The organism is Streptomyces sp. NPDC058674, assembly GCF_042716505.1.
Taxonomy (GTDB): domain Bacteria; phylum Actinomycetota; class Actinomycetes; order Streptomycetales; family Streptomycetaceae; genus Streptomyces.
Genome location: NZ_JBHXSC010000104.1, coordinates 1 through 16,252 on the forward strand (window position 1 = coordinate 1; position 16,252 = coordinate 16,252).

At 74.5% G+C, this 16,252-nt stretch carries 13 protein-coding genes; 7 read left to right on the top strand and 6 right to left on the bottom strand.

Translation table 11 applies throughout. The annotated features are described in order from the left end of the window. Positions 1 to 153 precede the first annotated feature (153 nt). The gene (locus ACFWU6_RS32145; RefSeq protein ID WP_383984813.1) at positions 154 to 1,374 is read right to left on the bottom strand and encodes an amidohydrolase family protein; all 1,221 of its coding nucleotides are present in this window, start codon (positions 1,372 to 1,374) and stop codon (positions 154 to 156) included. A gap of 132 nt (positions 1,375 to 1,506) precedes the next feature. Here ACFWU6_RS32145 and ACFWU6_RS32150 point away from each other — a divergent pair, with 132 nt between their 5' ends. The 3 genes from ACFWU6_RS32150 to ACFWU6_RS32160 all read left to right on the top strand — a co-directional run bounded on the left by ACFWU6_RS32150 (position 1,507) and on the right by ACFWU6_RS32160 (position 6,047). Next, positions 1,507 to 4,755, top strand: a complete 3,249-nt coding sequence (locus tag ACFWU6_RS32150) for a BTAD domain-containing putative transcriptional regulator (RefSeq protein ID WP_383984816.1) — start codon at positions 1,507 to 1,509, stop codon at positions 4,753 to 4,755. Between the two features lie 181 nt (positions 4,756 to 4,936). Continuing rightward, on the top strand, positions 4,937 to 5,125 hold the full coding sequence (locus tag ACFWU6_RS32155; protein WP_383812586.1) for a hypothetical protein: 189 nt from the start codon (positions 4,937 to 4,939) through the stop codon (positions 5,123 to 5,125). Positions 5,126 to 5,318: 193 nt separating this feature from the next. Next, the gene (locus ACFWU6_RS32160) at positions 5,319 to 6,047 is read left to right on the top strand and encodes a class I SAM-dependent methyltransferase (RefSeq protein ID WP_383984819.1); all 729 of its coding nucleotides are present in this window, start codon (positions 5,319 to 5,321) and stop codon (positions 6,045 to 6,047) included. A gap of 63 nt (positions 6,048 to 6,110) precedes the next feature. Here ACFWU6_RS32160 and ACFWU6_RS32165 read toward each other — a convergent pair whose 3' ends face one another. Continuing rightward, positions 6,111 to 8,012: a FadD3 family acyl-CoA ligase gene (locus tag ACFWU6_RS32165; RefSeq protein ID WP_383984822.1), complete on the bottom strand. Its 1,902-nt coding sequence runs from the start codon at positions 8,010 to 8,012 to the stop codon at positions 6,111 to 6,113. 91 nt (positions 8,013 to 8,103) lie between these two features. Here ACFWU6_RS32165 and ACFWU6_RS32170 point away from each other — a divergent pair, with 91 nt between their 5' ends. The 3 genes from ACFWU6_RS32170 (at position 8,104) to ACFWU6_RS32180 (ending at position 10,561) form a co-directional block, all read left to right on the top strand. Continuing rightward, a complete protein-coding gene (locus ACFWU6_RS32170; RefSeq protein WP_383812657.1) occupies positions 8,104 to 9,255 on the top strand; it encodes a lipid-transfer protein in 1,152 nt (383 codons plus the stop codon). A gap of 107 nt (positions 9,256 to 9,362) precedes the next feature. Next, a complete protein-coding gene (locus tag ACFWU6_RS32175) occupies positions 9,363 to 9,788 on the top strand; it encodes a Zn-ribbon domain-containing OB-fold protein (protein ID WP_383984828.1) in 426 nt (141 codons plus the stop codon). Next, positions 9,785 to 10,561, top strand: coding sequence for an enoyl-CoA hydratase/isomerase family protein (locus ACFWU6_RS32180; protein WP_383812655.1), 777 nt, complete (start codon positions 9,785 to 9,787; stop codon positions 10,559 to 10,561). Before ACFWU6_RS32175 ends, ACFWU6_RS32180 begins: the two co-directional genes overlap by 4 nt. Positions 10,562 to 10,603: 42 nt before the next feature. Here ACFWU6_RS32180 and ACFWU6_RS32185 read toward each other — a convergent pair whose 3' ends face one another. Beyond that, positions 10,604 to 11,197 carry a hypothetical protein gene (locus ACFWU6_RS32185; RefSeq protein WP_383812653.1) on the bottom strand — a complete coding sequence of 198 codons (594 nt, stop codon included), beginning with the start codon at positions 11,195 to 11,197 and terminating at the stop codon, positions 10,604 to 10,606. A 156-nt stretch (positions 11,198 to 11,353) separates the two neighbouring features. Here ACFWU6_RS32185 and ACFWU6_RS32190 point away from each other — a divergent pair, with 156 nt between their 5' ends. Then, positions 11,354 to 12,001 carry a hypothetical protein gene (locus tag ACFWU6_RS32190; protein WP_383984825.1) on the top strand — a complete coding sequence of 216 codons (648 nt, stop codon included), beginning with the start codon at positions 11,354 to 11,356 and terminating at the stop codon, positions 11,999 to 12,001. A 70-nt stretch (positions 12,002 to 12,071) separates the two neighbouring features. Here the strand turns inward: ACFWU6_RS32190 and ACFWU6_RS32195 are convergent, their stop codons facing one another. From ACFWU6_RS32195 to ACFWU6_RS32205, 3 genes are all read right to left on the bottom strand, one after another. Beyond that, positions 12,072 to 12,569, bottom strand: coding sequence for a peptidylprolyl isomerase (locus ACFWU6_RS32195; protein WP_383812649.1), 498 nt, complete (start codon positions 12,567 to 12,569; stop codon positions 12,072 to 12,074). A 56-nt stretch (positions 12,570 to 12,625) separates the two neighbouring features. Then, entirely contained in the window at positions 12,626 to 15,010 is a 2,385-nt protein-coding gene (locus tag ACFWU6_RS32200; RefSeq protein ID WP_383812648.1) for a PQQ-binding-like beta-propeller repeat protein, read from the bottom strand. 185 nt (positions 15,011 to 15,195) lie between these two features. Further along, positions 15,196 to 15,990, bottom strand: coding sequence for a VOC family protein (locus ACFWU6_RS32205; protein ID WP_383812646.1), 795 nt, complete (start codon positions 15,988 to 15,990; stop codon positions 15,196 to 15,198). Between the last annotated feature and the right edge of the window lie 262 nt (positions 15,991 to 16,252).

Here is a 16,252-nt window from a genome sequence, read left to right on the forward strand (position 1 = left end):
GCGACGACGAAGGAGGAGCGCCCTTGAGGGACCGGCCCGACCCGGAGAGACGATGAGACTGACGGGAAACCCCCAAACCCGCCCGCTCCCGCCCCACCGAAGCCCCCGCCCCCACCACCCCCGCCCCACCCCTCAAAGCCCCCGCCCCCACCCCTAAGCCCCCGCCCACAGCCCCTCCCCCGTCAGGCCCAGCAGGGCGATCGCGTTGCCGCGGACGATGCGGTCCACCACGTCCGGGGGCAGGTGGCCCATCTGGGCCTCGCCGACCTCGCGGGACTTGGGCCACGTGGAGTCCGAGTGCGGGTAGTCCGTCTCGTAGAGGACGTTGCCGACGCCGATCGCGTCCAGGTTCTTCAGTCCGAAGGCATCGTCGAAGAAGCAGCCGAAGACGTGCTCGTCGAAGAGCTCCGACGGCGGGCGCAGCACCTTGTCCGCCACGCCGCCCCAGCCGCGGTTCTCCTCCCAGACCACGTTCGCGCGCTCCAGGATGTACGGGATCCACCCGATCTGGCCCTCCGCGTACATGATCTTCAGGTTGGGGAAGCGTTCGAACTTGCCGCTCATCAGCCAGTCGACCATCGAGAAGCAGCAGTTGGCGAAGGTGATGGTGGAGCCGACCGCCGGCGGGGCGTCCGCCGAGGTGGACGGCATGCGGGAGGAGGAGCCGATGTGCATGGCGATGACCGTGCCGGTCTCGTCGCACGCCTTCAGGAAGGGGTCCCACTCGTCCGTGTGGATCGAGGGCAGGCCCAGGTGCGGGGGTATCTCGGAGAAGGCGACGGCGCGCACCCCGCGGGCGGCGTTGCGGCGGACCTCCGCCGCCGCGAGGCGGGCGTCCCAGAGCGGGATCAGGGTGAGGGGGATGAGCCGCCCCCGGGCGTCGGGCCCGCACCACTCCTCGACCATCCAGTCGTTGTACGCCCGCACGCCGAGCAGTCCCAGCTCGCGGTCCCGGGCTTCGGTGAAGGTCTGGCCGCAGAAGCGCGGGAAGGTCGGGAAGCAGAGCGCCGACTGCACGTGGTTCACGTCCATGTCGGCGAGCCGTTCGGGAACCGAGAAGGACCCGGGGCGCATCTGCTCGTAGGTGATGACTTCCAGCTTGATCTCGTCGCGGGCGTACCCGACGGCCGTGTCGAGGCGGGTGAGCGGCCGGTGCAGGTCCTCGTACACCCACCAGTCGCCGATCGGGCCATCGTCGCCCTTCGCCCCCATGACGGGGGCGAACTTGCCGCCGAGGAAGGTCATTTCCTTGAGGGGGGCGCGGACGACCCGGGGGCCGGTGTCCTTGTACCTGGACGGGAGCCGGTCCCGCCAGACGTGGGGAGGTTCAACCGTGTGGTCGTCCACCGAGATGATCTTCGGGAAGGTCTCCATATCCCATACGGTAGCTCCAATCTGACGAACCGTCAGCTAGTTGGGAGCCGATCGGTCCGTTACGGGCTGACGTGTACGCGCTACACAGGGCAGACTGACCCTTAAACCGACGGAAGGCAGGGGGGACGACAGATGGACGGCGTACCGGCCATCCCGCACCCGCGGAACCACCCCGAGACGGCCCGCACCAGCTCCGCGAGCGCCACCCGCACGGCCTCGATCCCGGCCACCGCCGCCGTGTTCCCGGCCGCCGCCGCGACCCAGGCCACCGCCGCCCACGTCCACACCCAACCCGAGGCCGCACAGGCCGGAACCACCCGACCCGAGGCCGCACAGGCCGGAACCACCCGACCCGAGACCGCACAGGCCGGAACCACCCGATCCGGCGCCCGCCGGCCCGCGGCCTCCCGGACCGGCGCCCCCCACACCGGCGCCCCCCGCCCCGAGGCCGGCCAGCCCGGAGCCCCCGGCGCCCGTTTCGCCGTCCTCGGGCCCATCCGCGCCTGGCGCGGCGGCGAGGCCCTGCCCTCCGGCACCCCCCAGCAGCGCGCCCTGCTCGCCGCGCTCCTGCTGCGCGACGGGCGCACCGCCACCGCGCCCGAGCTGATCGACGCCATCTGGGGCGAGGACCCGCCCCAGCAGGCCCTCGCCACCATCCGGACGTACGCCTCCCGCCTGCGCAAGGTCCTCGACCCCGGGCTGCTCGTCACCGAGTCGGGCGGCTACGCCATCCGCCTGCGCTCCGCCGCCACGCTCGACCTGGGCGTGGCACGCAGCCTCGCCGCCGAAGCCGAGGCGGCCCGCACCGCCGGTGAGCGCGCGCTCGCCCGGACGCTGCTGGGCCGCGCCCTGGACCTGTGGGACGGTGAGCCCCTCGCCGGAGTCCCCGGCCCGCACGCCGAGACCGAGCGCACCCGGCTCGCCGAATGGCGCCTTCAGCTCCTGGAGACCCGCCTCGACCTCGACCTGGAGGTCGGCCACCACGCCGAGGCCGTCTCCGAGCTCACCGCGCTGACCGCGGCCCACCCGCTGCGCGAGCGGCTGCGCGAGCTGCTGATGCTCGCCCTCTACCGCAGCGGCCGGCAGGCCGAGGCCCTCGCCGTGTACGCCGACACCCGCCGGCTCCTAGCCGACGAGCTCGGCGTCGACCCGCGGCCCGAACTCTCCGCGCTCCAACAGCGCATCCTCAACGCCGACGCCGACCTGGCCCGCGCCGAGGACCCCGTACCCGCCGCCGCGGCCGTTCAGGTAAGGCCCGCCCAATTGCCCGCCACCGTGGCCGACTTCACCGGCCGCAGCAGCTTCGTCGACGAGCTCGGCACCATCTTGTCCGGCAGTGCGGAAGGCGGCCACGTCATGGCCGTCTCCGCCCTCGCCGGGATCGGCGGCGTCGGCAAGACCACGCTCGCCGTGCACGTGGCCCACGCCGCCCGCCCGCACTTCCCCGACGGCCAGCTCTACGTCGACCTCCAGGGCACCGAGGCCCGACCCGCCGAACCGGAGGCCGTCCTCGGCTCCTTCCTGCGCGCGCTGGGCACCCCCGACACCGCCATCCCCGACTCACCCGCCGAGCGGGCCGCGCTCTACCGCTCCGCGCTCGACGGCCGCCGCGTCCTGGTCCTCCTCGACAACGCCCGCGACGCCGCCCAGGTCCGGCCGCTGCTGCCGGGCACGGCGGGCTGCGCCGCCCTCGTCACCAGCCGGGTCCGCATGGCGGGCCTCGCCGGCGCCCATCTCGTCGACCTCGACGTGATGAGCCCCGAGGAGGCCCTCCAGCTGTTCACCCGGATCGTCGGCTCCGAGCGGGTCGGCGCCGAGCGCCAGGCCGCCCTCGACGTGGTCGGCGCCTGCGGCTTCCTGCCGCTCGCCATCCGCATCGCCGCCTCCCGCCTGGCGGCCCGCCGCACCTGGACCGTCTCCGTCCTCGCCGCCAAACTCGCCGACGAGCGCCGCCGCCTCGACGAGCTCCAGGCCGGCGACCTCGCCGTCAAGGCCACCTTCGAGCTGGGCTACGGCCAGTTGGAGCCCGCCCAGCAGCGCGCCTTCCGCCTCCTGGGCCTCGCCGACGGTCCGGACATCTCCCTCTCGGCGGCGGCGGCCGTCCTCGACCGGCCCGAGCACGACACCGAGGACCTCCTGGAGGCTCTGGTCGACTGCTCCCTGCTCGAATCGGCCGCCCCCGGCCGCTACCGCTTCCACGACCTCGTACGCCTCTACGCGCGTGCCTGCGCCGAGCGCGACGAGCAGCCGCCGGGCGGCCGCGAAGCCGCCCTGGACCGCCTGCTGGACTTCTACCTGGCCACCGCCTCCGGGGTGTACGCCCTGGAGCGGCCCGGCGACCGGCTCCCCGCGCACCTGTCCGCCACCCGCCACCCCGGGCTCGTCTTCACCGACCCGCGCGCCGCCCTGGACTGGCTGTACGCGGAGGCCGACCCGCTGCTGGCCTGCGTCCGGCAGGGCGCCGTACGCCAGGACCGCGACGGGACGCGGGTGCTGCGCAGGGCCGTGGACCTGCTGTGGGCGGCCAAGGACCTCGCCGAGTCGGGCGCCAACTCCAAGCAGTACGAGTCGGCCGCCATGGCCCTGCGGGACGCCGGGAGCGCCGCCGCCGACCCCCGCTCCGAGGGCCGGGCCCGTACCACCCTGACCATGGTGCACCTGTTCACCGGCCGCTTCACCGAAGCCGACGGGGAGGCCCGCCGGGCCATGGCCCTCGCCCGGGAGGCCGCCGACCCGCTGCCCAGCTGCTGGGCGCCGAACGACCGCGGGATCATCGCCCTCTACCAGGGGCGGCACGCGGACGGCGAGCGCTACCTGCTGGAGGCCATCGAGAACTTCCGCGCCGACGGCAACAACATCGGCGAGGCCAGCGCGCTGTGCAACCTCTCGCGCATCCACGTGGAGCTGGGCCGCCTCGACAGCGCCATCGACCTCGCCCGCCAGGGCATCGCCATATACGACCGGATGGGCCTGACCCTGCGCCTGGCCAACGGCCGCTACGCCCTGGGCATCGCGCTCACCCAGGCGGGCCGGCTCGGGGAGGCCCTGGCCCAGCTCGCCGAGGCGCTGTCGCTGTTCCACGACAACCGGCAGCCCCTGTGGGAGGGCGTGACGCACTTCCGGCTCGCCGAGGTCCACCTGGCGGCGCGCCGGCCCACGCTGGCCGCCTCGCACGCCGAGCAGGCGATCGCGCTCCGCGGGATCGGCGGCGAGTGGCGCCGGGCCACCGTGCTGACGGTGCTCGGCAAGGCCCTGCTGCGGCTGGGCCAGTCGGACCGGGCGCGGGCGTGCTGGCGGGACGCGGAGACGGTCTTCGAGCAGCTCGGCTCCGCGGAACTCGCCGAGGTGCGGGCGCTGCTGGACACCGGGATAGCCGCCTGAGCGGCCCCGACCCGCACCGCCGGGCGATGAACGCGTCGTTCATCGTTCGTTTATCGCCTCGCGGCACCATAAGTGCATCGACCCGGTGCGCCGGGGGGGCATCCGGGTCGCTGGAGGTCACCCGTTCGGCGGTCCGCGGGGGAATCGCCGAACGGGCCCTACCCATCGATCAGGAGATCCGATGACGACGAACGAGAACATCCTGCCGAACGACAGCGACATCAGGCCGCTCGACAACCACGCTTCCGGCATCGAGATCAAGCCGCTGGACAAGCCGGCGGACGGGCCGGTGCAGCAGCCGCTCGACGACCACGCCTCGGGCGAGGAGATCGTGACGCTGGACAACCACGCGTCGGGTCCCCGTCCGTAACCGAGGAACGCACCGCCGGAGCCGTCGGCTCCGCACGCACCGCCTGCGCCACACGCACGACGCACACGTACGGGGGAACGACGGGGGAACGGCGGCCGCGGTGGCCCGGAGGGGAGGCCACCGCGGCCGCCGCCGTGTGCCCGCCGCCGGGCGATCCGGTGGACCTTTCCGGTCACAGCACTAGCCTGGGGGCGTGTTCACCTCCCAGGGGCCCGGCGTCCGCGAGCTCGCCGTGCAGGCCCTCTCCTCCGTTGAGCGCGGCTACGACCTGCTGGCGCCGAAGTTCGACCACACGCCCTTCCGCACCCCGGACCGGATGCTCGACGCCGTCGAGGAGGCCCTGGCCGAGCGGGAGGGCTCCTTCGACAGCGGACTGGACGTCTGCTGCGGCACCGGCGCCGCGCTCGGGATGCTCCGGCGGCTGTGCCGGGAGCGGGTGACCGGGGTGGACCTCAGCGCGGGCATGCTCGCCGAGGCGGGCCGCGCGCACCCGGACGGGCGCGTGGAGCTCGTCCGGGCCGACGCGCTGGCCCTGCCGCCCGCGCTCGGGGACGCGTACGACCTGGCGGTGAGCTTCGGGGCCTTCGGGCACTTCCTGCCGGCCGAGCGGCCCGCCCTCTTCGCCGGGGTGCACTCCGCACTGCGCGCGGGCGGCCTCTTCGCCTTCCCCATCGGGGCGCCGATCCCGCCCGGCCACCCGGCCTGGTGGGCGGTGGCGGGCTTCGACGCCGCGATGCGGGTGCGCAACGCGGTGTGGCGGCCGCCGTTCGTCATGTACTACCGGACCTTCCCCCTGAGCGGGGTCCGCGCCGACCTGGAGGCAGCCGGCTTCGCGGTGGAGACGGCGCCGCTGGCCCCCTTCGGGCGGCTGCCCTCGGGGCCACCTCGGTGGCGTCTCGTGCTGGCCCGGAAGGCCGCGTAGGAGCGGTCGGGGCCCGCGGAGCGGCGGTCAGGCCGGGAGCAGCGGTCAGGCCGGGAGCAGCGGTCAGGCCGGGTCGGCGCCCCGCGGGGCCGCTTCGGCCTCCCGCGCGCGCAGTTCCCGCTTGAGGACCTTGCCGCTCGCGTTGCGCGGCAGGCCGGTGACAAACTCCACCGTCCTCGGCACCTTGTAGTTGGCCATCTCCCGCCGGGACCAGGCGATCAGGTCGTCGGCGGTGAGGACGGAGCCGGGGCGCCGGACCGCGTACGCCTTGCCCACCTCGCCCAGGCGCGGGTCGGGGACGCCGACCACGGCCACGTCCGCGATGTCCGGGTGCAGGCCGAGGAGCTGCTCGATCTCGGCCGGGTAGGCGTTGAAGCCGCCGACGATGAACATGTCCTTGATCCGGTCCGTGATGCGCAGGTTGCCGCCGGTGTCGAGGACCCCCACGTCCCCGGTGCGCAGCCACCCCTCGGGGGTGATGGCGGCTGCCGTCCCGTCCGGGTCCTCGAAGTAGCCCTGCATGACGTGGTGGCCGCGCACCCACACCTCGCCGGCCGTGCCGACGGGCTGCGCCCGCCCCTGCGGTCCGGCGATGCGCAGCTCGGTGCCCGGGATGGCCCGCCCGGAGGTTTCGGCGATGACCTCGGCCCGGTCGCCGCGGCGGCACATGGTGACGATGCCGCCCGCCTCGGAGAGCCCGTAGGCGGTGAGGACGGTGGCGATGTGCAGTTCGCTGCGGAGCCGTTCGACGAGCTGGAGGGGGACGACGGCCGCGCCGGTGACGACCAGGCGCAGGGCGGAGAGGTCGTGGTGGTTGCGCTGGGGGTGGTCGAGGAGGGACTGGTGGAGGGTGGGCGGTCCGGGGAGGACGGAGATCTTCTCGGCGGCGACGTTGGCCAGGACGGTGTCCACGTTGAAGACGGGCTGCGGGACCATCGTGGCGCCGCGCATCAGGCAGGCGATGATCCCGGCCTTGTAGCCGAAGGTGTGGAAGAAGGGGTTCACGATCAGGTAGCGGTCGCCCTCGCGCAGGCCGGCGAGGTCGCTCCAGACGGCGTAGCAGCGCAGCGACTGGGCGTGGGTGATCACGGCGCCCTTGGGGCTGCCGGTGGTGCCGGAGGTGAAGATGATGTCGGAGGGGGCGTCGGAGGGGATCGACTCGGCCCGCGCGCGGACGGTCCCGGCGGACACCGGGTCCCCGCCCGCGAGGAAGTCCTTCCAGGTGCGGAAGGACTCGGGGGCGTCCTCGGCGAGGACGACGACCTGCTCCAGGTGGGGCAGTCCGGGCAGCGGTCCCGCGCCGGGGCCTTCGGCGGCGGCGCGGCGCAGGGAGGCGACGTAGGAGGTGCCGAGGAAGGTGCCGGTGACGAAGAGGAGCCTGGCGCGGCTGCGTCGCAGGACGTACGCGGCCTCGGCGCCCTTGAAGCGGGTGTTGAGGGGGACGAGGACGGCCCCGGCCGAGACGGCTCCGAGGGCCGAGACGATCCACTCCAGGGTGTTGGGAGCCCAGACGGCGACCCGGTCGCCGGGCTCGACGCCGGCGGCGATGCAGGCGGCCGCGGCGCGCTCGACGCGCCCGCCGAGCTGGGCGTAGCTGATCCGTACGCGGCCGTCGACGACGGCCTCGCGGTCGGCGTACCGGTCCGCGGCCTCCCTGACCAGCCCCGCGATGCTGCCCCAGCGCAGGTCGCCGCGCGGGTCTCCGCCGGGGCCCGCGGTGCCGTGGCCCGCGGCGTCCTCGTCCGGACCGCCCGGACCGCCCGGACCGCCCGGGCCGCCCGGGCCGTAGTCGGGCCCGCCCTGGGGCCCCGCGTACCCGCCCGAGGGTCCCGCGTACCCGCCGCCGTCCGTGCACCCGCCCTGACCTGTGCCGCCCGGGCCCGCGCCCCGGGCTTCGCCCCGGCCCTCGCGCAGGCCATCGTGCGGGCCCTCGTGCAGCTCTTCGTTCGCGCCCTCGTCGTCCATCGTCCGCCCTCCCCGACACCGGTAGCTGACTATCCGTCAGATTAGCTGTAGCCTTCGCGGCTGTCAGTACTGGCGCACCCCGGAGGTGGCGATGGCGGCAACGCTCAAGGACGCTACGGCGATAGTCGGCATCGGCCAGACCGCCTTTGCCAAGCAACTGCCTCAGTCCGAGAAGGAACTGGCCTGCCGTGCCATTCTGGCGGCTCTGGACGACGCCGGCATAGACCCCGCCGAGGTCGATGCCTTCTCCTCCTACACGATGGAGGAGACCGACGAGGTCGAGGTGGCCAAGGCCATCGGCGCGGGGGACGTCACCTTCTTCTCCAAGATCGGCTACGGCGGCGGCGGCTCCTGCGCCACCGTCGGCCACCTCGCGGCCGCCGTCGCCACCGGCCAGGCCTCCGTCGGCGTCGCCTGGCGCTCGCGCAAGCGCGGCTCCGGCCCGCGCCCCTGGAAGAACACCGCCGTCCAGCTGCCCACCCCCGGGCAGTGGACCCGCCCCTTCGGGCTGCTGCGCCCCGCCGACGAGATCGGCATGCTGGCCCGCCGCTACATGCACGAGTACGGCGCCACCCGCGACCACCTCTTCAACGTGGCGATGGCCTGCCGCAACCGGGCCAACGAGAACCCGGCCGCCATGATGTACGAGCGCCCGCTGACCCGCGAGATGTACATGACCTCCCGCATGATCAGCGACCCGCTCTGCCTCTTCGACAACTGCCTGGAGACGGACGGGGCACTGGCCTGCGTGGTCGTCTCCGCCGAGCGGGCCCGCGACTGCCGGCAGAAGCCCGTATTCGTGCACTCCGCGGCCCAGGGACTGCCCTCCCAGCACCACGGAATGGTCAACTACTGGAACGACGACCCGCTGTCGGGTCCCGCATGGACCGCCGCCCGGCACCTCTGGAAGCAGGCCGACTTCGGCCCCCGGGACGTGGACGTCGCCCAGATCTACGACGCCTTCACCCCGCTCATCCCGCTGTCGCTGGAGGGCTACGGCTTCTGCGGGCGCGGGGAGGGCGCCGCCTTCACCGAGGGCGGGGCCCTGGAGACGGGCGGCCGGCTCCCGATCAACACCGGGGGCGGCGGACTGAGCGAGGCCTACGTGCACGGCTTCAACCTGATCAACGAGGGCGTCAAGCAGCTGCGCGGCACCTCCACCGCCCAGGTGCCGGACGCCTCAACCTGCCTGGTGACGGCGGGCGAGGGTGTCCCGACGTCCGCGATCCTGCTGCGAGCCTGAGGAGCCGATCGATGACCGCGCCCCTGACCCCACCCGCCACCACGCCCGGGCCCGGGCCCGCCGCCGCGCCCCTCGGCGTACCGGGCGCCGCGCCCACCGCCGACGCGCTGCTCCTGCCCGTGCCCGACGAGGACGGGGCGCCCTTCTGGGAGTACGCCGCCCGGGGCGAACTGCGCGTCCAGGCCTGCGCCGACTGCGGCAGGCTGCGCTTCCCGCCCCGCCCCTGCTGCCCGCACTGCCCGTCGTTCGCGAGCGAGTGGCGGCTGACGAGCGGCCGCGGCCGCATCTGGTCGTACGTGCGCCCCCACCCCCCGCTGCTCCCGGCGTACGCCGCGCAGGCCCCGTACAACGTGATCCTCGTGGAACTGGCCGAAGCCCCGCACATCCGGCTGGCCGGGAACCTCGTGACCTGCGCCGACGCCCCGCTGGACTCGGTGGACCCGGCCCGGCTGCGCATCGGGGCGCGCGTCCAGGCGGTGTTCACCGAGACCGCCGGGATGGCCGTGCCGCGCTGGATCCTGGAGAAGCCGTGACACTGCGGGTGGAGCGGGACAAGGCGACCGGGGTCGCGGTCGTCACTTTGGACCGGGAGCGCCGGCACAACGCGATCGACCTGGAGACGGCGGGCGAACTGACGGCGGTGTGGAGGGAGTTCCGCCACGACGACGAGGTGAGGGCCGTGGTGCTGACGGGCGCGGGGACGGCCGCGTTCTGCACCGGGATCGACCGCGCGGTCGAGGTGCCGCAGCCCGGCTCCCCGTACTCGGTCGACGATCCGCTGGTCGCCGTCGGCCCCAAGGCGGGCGACCTGTGGAAGCCGGTGGTCGCCGCCGTCAACGGGATGGCCTGCGGCGGGGCCTTCTACCTGCTGGGCGAGTCCGAGTTCATCGTCTCCTCCGAGACCGCGACGTACTTCGACCCGCACACCGCCTACGGGATGGTCAGCGCCTACGAGGCCGTCTACATGGCGCAGCGGATGCCCTTCGGCGAGGCCGCCCGGATGTCCCTGATGGGCACGGCGGAACGGCTGTCCGCGCGGCGGGCGTACGAGATCGGCCTGGTCTCGGAGCTGGCCCCGCCCGCCGGACTGCTCCCGGCGGCCCTGCGGGCGGCGGAAACGCTGGCCGGCTTCCCGACGGAGGCCGTGCAGGGGACCGTACGGGCGCTGTGGTCGGCGAAACTGGCCGCGCTGCGGCAGGCCCTGGACCAGGCGCCGGCGCTGATCGCGCTGGGGAACCTGGCTCCCGGGCGGCAGGCGGAGCTGTTCGCGTCCCGGCGGCCGGGGACGGAGCACCGGCTGCGGTGAGCCGGCCGTCCCGCGGACGCCCCCGGGTGGATGCGACAGGACCTAGCGTGACTTGCGAGGCGTGGGCTTGGCGGTGGGCTTCGGCTTGGACGTGCCGGAGCCGTCCGGGGACCCGCTGGGCGAGGTACTGGCCGTCGCGCCGGAGCCGCTCTTGACGCTGACGTCGTCGATCCGGCAGGTCTTCACCTCGGCGGCCCGGGACGGGGCCGTGAGGGGGACGTCGACCGAGCGCGTCTCGCGCGCCGCCAGGGTCACGTCCAAGGTGGTCGCCTCGACGACGGAGCCGGCCGCGGTCTCCCGGGACAGGGCTATCTCGAAGGTCTCCCGGCGGTCCAGCCGCGAGGTGACCTTGAGGGTGGTGACCGGCGAGGCGGCCCCCGTGCACGTGACGACCACGGCCGTGGCCGGGTCTCCGCTGGGGCTCGCCGAGGGCGAGCCGCTCGACGAGCTGCCGCTGCTGCCGGAGTACGACTTCTTCTTGCTGCTCTTGGAGCTGGAGCAGCCTCCGCCGCCGCTCTTGCTCTTCCCGCTGCCGCCGCTGCTTCCGCTGCCGCCGCTGCTCGACGAGAAACCGGTGAGCGCGAACACGACGGCGACCAGCACCGTCGTGAACCTGATCCGACGTCCAGCCGCCACGGCCCGACCCCTCCCCCTGGACAATGGCGGGCACGCTACCAGGAGCCGTCCGCCGATCACAGCCGGGCGGGGGCGCCCCCGGCCCGGGTGCGGGCGCCGGGGCCGCGGCGTAGCGTCGATCGGGACCGCTGCCTCTCACACCACGGAGGGCCGGGCATGATCCGCAACGCAGTGGGTTCGCTGCTGGGACTCCTCGGAGCCGCGGCAGCCGTGTGGAGCCCGTTCCGCGCCTGGTACGACGGCCGCCGCGGAAGGGACTACCGCGTCCAGGAGCTGTTCTCCGGCGCGGGCATCACCGACGGCCGGGCCTCCCTCTTCGGGTCGCTCCTGCTCCCCTTCGTCCTCGCGGCGGTGCTGGCGCTGGTCGCGGTCGTGCTGCGCTCCCGGCTGCTCATGGCGCTGGCCGGGGTCGTCGTCCTCGGTTTCGCGGCGCTGTGGATGGTCCGCCAGGGCCAGGCCGCCGGCAGCCTGTCGGTCGGCGGCGACGGCCGGGGTCTGGGGGACGGCCTCGCCAACGCCTTCGGCGGCGGCGCGCTGCTCATCCTCGGCGCGGCCGTGATGCGCGGCCGCCCCCCGCGCCGCACCCGCGCCGACCGGGACGCGCCCACCCACCGGGACCCCGACCACCCCGACCACCGGGACCCGGGCCACCAGGACCCCGACCACCGGGACCCGTCCCACCGGGACCCGGGCCACCAGGAGCACTACCGCCCCGGTCCCGCCGGGCCGGCCGACCCGGCGGGGTGGCCGCCCCGCCGGCCGCCCCCGGGCACGGGCGACGGCACCGGCCGCGAGCACCCGTAGGAACGGCGGGAACGGCGGCGGCCCCGACCCCCGAGTGGGGGCGGGGCCGGCCGGCACGGTGGTGCGGGGATCAGGCGGCTTCGACGACGCCCGAGGCCGCGATCTCGATCTTGGCCTTGGGGGCGCCGGACTGGGAGCCCAGGGCCTCGATGTCGTCGACGAGCTTCTGGCCCTCGACGACCTCGCCGAACACGACGTGCTTGTTGTCGAGCCAGGAGGTGACGACCGTCGTGATGAAGAACTGCGAGCCGTTGGTGTTGCGGCCGGCGTTCGCCATCGACAGCAGGTACGGGCGGTCGTGCTTCAGGGTGAAGTTCTCGTCCTCGAACTTCTCGCCGTAGATGCTCTTGCCGCCGGTGCCGTTGTGGTTGGTGAAGTCACCGCCCTGCAGCATGAACTGGGGGATGACGCGGTGGAAGCCGGAGCCCGCGTAGCCGTAGCCGTTCTGGCCGGTGGCCAGCTCGCGGAAGTTGCGCGCGGTCTTCGGGACGACCTCGTCGAAGAGGTTGAAGACGATGCGGCCCGCGGGGGCGCCGTTGATGTTGATGTCGAAGAAAACGTTGCTCATGGGGTCCATCCTGTCACTCCCGGTGCGTTGCGCGACCGGGAGGGGCCCGAGTCGCCTCAGCCCGCCGTACGGGTACCGGTGCCTTTCGCCGCGTCCAGGGCGTACACGCAGCGGTCCTTGCTGCACGCGTAGACCACGCCCGCGTCGGCCACCGGGGCGCCCGTGATCTCGCCTCCCGTGGCCAGCTTCCAGCGGAGCTGGCCGCCCGCCGCGTCCAGGGTGTACAGGCAGTGGTCGGCCGAGCCGAAGTGCACGCGGCCGTCCGCGACCGCCGGGAGGCCGGTGATCTCGCCGCCGGCGGCGAAACGCCACTTCGGGGTGCCGGTGACCGCGTCGAGGGTGTAGAGCGCGCTGCCCGCCCCGAGGTGGACGTTGCCGTTCGCGACCAGTACGGGGTCGGCACTGGCGCGGGTCTCCGTCGCGATCCGCCAGCGGTCCTTGCCGGTGGCCGCGTCGAGGGCGTAGACGGTGCCGAGGTGGTCGACGAGGTAGACGCCGCCGCCGGTCACCGCGGGGCCCGGGGCGAAGGCCGGGGCGGCCAGGAAGACCGCGGGCGCCTCGAAGTGCCAGCGGACCCGGCCGGAGGCCCGGTCGACGGACAGCACCCGGGTGCCGGCGCAGACGTAGACGTTGCCGTCGGGGGCCGGGGTGACGCGTACGGGCACGTTTCCGCAGGAGGCCGCGTCCCCGACCGGGTAGGACCAGGACTCGCGTCCGCTGCGGGCGTCCACGGCGCGCAGCCGGGCGTCCTGCCACACGTACACGGTGCCGTCGTGGAGGACGGGGGCCGCCTCCGGGGTCTCGAAGTCGGTCTGCGCCCCGGACAGCTCCCACAGCCGCTGCCCGCTGGAGGCCTCCCAGCCCTGTACGCCGCCGCCCCGCGTGGTGGTGACGACGGTGCCGCGCTCGGCGCTCAGGGCGTACACCCAGGCGTCGGTGGACAGCCGCCAGCGCTCGGAGCCGTCGGTGCCGTCGAGCGCGTAGAGGGAGGGACCGTCGGAGGCGTGGATGCGGCCGTCGGAGACGGCCATGGACCAGGCGACGTCGCGGGTCTTGAACTGGCGCCGGCCGCTGGCCACGTCCAGGGCGTGCACCTCGAAGGAGGTGACGTAGAGCAGGTTGCCGGAGACCGTCGGGGTGCCCCACACCTCGTTGGACATGCGGAAGCGCCACGGGCGCCAGCGGCCGCTGTCCGGGGCGGGCCCCGGACTCGGTACGGCTGCCACGACCGCGGGGGCGGCGGCCGAACCGCCGGGCGGGCGGATCCAGCCGGTGGCCGAGTCCGCGGAGGCCTGCGCGGCGGGCGCCGCGGCGCTCGCGCGGGGCCCGGGGCCGATCGGCACGGGGGAGCCGCCCAGCCGCACGGGCTCGCCGGAGGGCACGGGGGACATCGGCGGGTGGTGCGGGCGCTGCGGGACGGCGTGCCCGGTGCGCGGGTCCACCCAGGGGTCCGCGCCGCGCTGGCGGCGGTGCGTGGAGGGTCCGGAGTCGGGGCCGCGGGATCCGGGGCGGGGTGCGGGTGCGCGGACCACGGCGGCGGGGGGCGTGCGGTTGCCCGACCGGCGGGCCTCGATCATCGCGACGACCCGCTCGGGGAGCCAGGCCGAGGCGGTGCCGCTGTCGTCGCCGCCGTCGAAGAGGTGCGGGGCGAGCTGCGCCTGGAGGTCGGCGGGGGTCGGCCGCTGCGTGGCGTCCATCTGCATGCAGGACTCGATGAGCGGCCGCAGCTCCTCGGGGAGCCCCTCCAGGTTGGGGCCCTCGCGCAGCAGCATGAAGACCGTCTCGACCGGGTTGGCCCCGTGGTAGGGCGGGTGGCCGGTCGCGGCGAAGACGAGGGTGGAGCCGAGGGAGAAGACGTCGCTGGCGCCGCGGACGCTGCGCGAGTCCTTCGCCTGCTCGGGCGACATGTAGGCGGGGGTGCCCACGGCGACGTTCGTCATGGTCAGACGGGTGTTGGAGACCCCGCTGGCGATGCCGAAGTCGATCACGCGCGGCCCGTCCTCGACGACGAGGACGTTGGACGGCTTCAGGTCGCGGTGGACGAGGCCGGCGCCGTGGATGGACTGGAGCGCCTCGGCGATCCCGGCGGCCAGCCAGCGGACGCCCTGGGCGGGCATCGGCCCGCACTCGTTGACGATCTCCTCCAGGGAGGGGGCCGGGACGTAGGCGGTGGCCAGCCAGGGCACGGCGGCCCGCGGGTCGGCGTCGACCACGGCCGCGGTGTAGAAGCCGGACACCGCGCGGGCCGCCTCGACCTCGCGGGTGAAGCGGACGCGGAACAGCTGATCCTCGGCGAGTTCGGTGCGCACCGTCTTGATCGCGACCCGCCGTCCGGACGCGGACCGCGCGAGATAGACCAGCCCCATGCCGCCGGCGCCGAGCCGTCCCAGCACCTCGAAGGGGCCGATCCGTCTCGGGTCGTGCTGCGTCAGCTGCTCCACCACTGGCCTCCACACCTCCCCGTACGGGCCCTCGCCGGGCCCGCTGCCACCAGCGCGCGCGAGCCGGCCCGGGGCCCTGCCCCGTGCAGCGTCTCACTCCCGGGCGCCGCCCGGGTCGCGCAACCCCGATTCTGTCAGGCCCGCGCCCGGTCCGGCCCCGGGACCGCGCCCGGCCGGTGCTGTCTCTAGCCCGCGTGCTTGGTCCGCGGCTCCGACAGCAGCCCGAAGACCGCCCCCTGATTGTCGGCGACGACCGCGATCCGCCCGTACGGGGTGTCGAACGGATCGGCGGTGACCCGGCCCCCGAGGCGCTTCACCGTCGCGACGGACTGGTCGCAGTCGGGGACGGCGAAGTAGGCGAGGAAGTGCGCGGGCATGATCTCCGGGAAGGCGTCGGTGATGAGGCTGCGCCCCATCACGGCCGTGTGCGAGCCGGGGGCGCTGCCGGGCGGCGACCAGACCCGGTATTCGACGCCGGCGTCGTCCTGGTCCTCGGGGACGTAGCCGAAGACCTTGGCGTAGAAGGCGTCCACGGCGTCACGGGCGCGCGTGTAGACCTCGCTCCAGCAGTACGTGTACGGCTCCTGCTGGGCGTCGAAGCCGTGGTGGGTGCCGGGCTGCCACAGGCCGAAGACGGCGCCGCCGGGGTCGGCGGCCATGGCGGCGGTCCCGTACGGGCCGACGGGCATGGGGTCCATGACCATCTGGCCGCCCGCGGCGCGGATGCGCTGGGCGCAGGCGTAGGCGTCGGTGGTGTAGAGGTACACCCCCCAGACGGTGGGCATGCGCCCGTCGGGCTTGGGGGCGAGGGCGGCGACGTTGCGGCCGCGGCTGTAGGCCTGCGTGTAGTGGCCGTATGCGGCGCCGCCGCCTTCGGAGAAGGTCCACCCGAAGAGCTCACCGTAGAAGCGCTTGCCCGCCTCGACGTCCGGAAGCGAGGCGTCGACCCAGCAGGGTGCGCCTTCCGCGAATGCGGCCATGAGCCCGTTTCCTTCCGTTGTGCGGGGGTATGCACCCTCCCCCTCTCCCAGCCATGATCCGCCCGAAAACTTGTCCACAGCCTGTTGATAAGACTATTCGGGGGAAAGACTGCGGAAGCGGGCGGGGGGGGGGGGGGGCCCCCCCCCCCCCGCCCCCCCCCCCCCCCCCCCCCCCCCCCCCCCCGCCCCCCCCGCGCCCCCCCCCCCCCCCCCCCCCCCCCCCACACAAAACCCCCCCCCCCCCCCGCCGCGCACCGGCGAC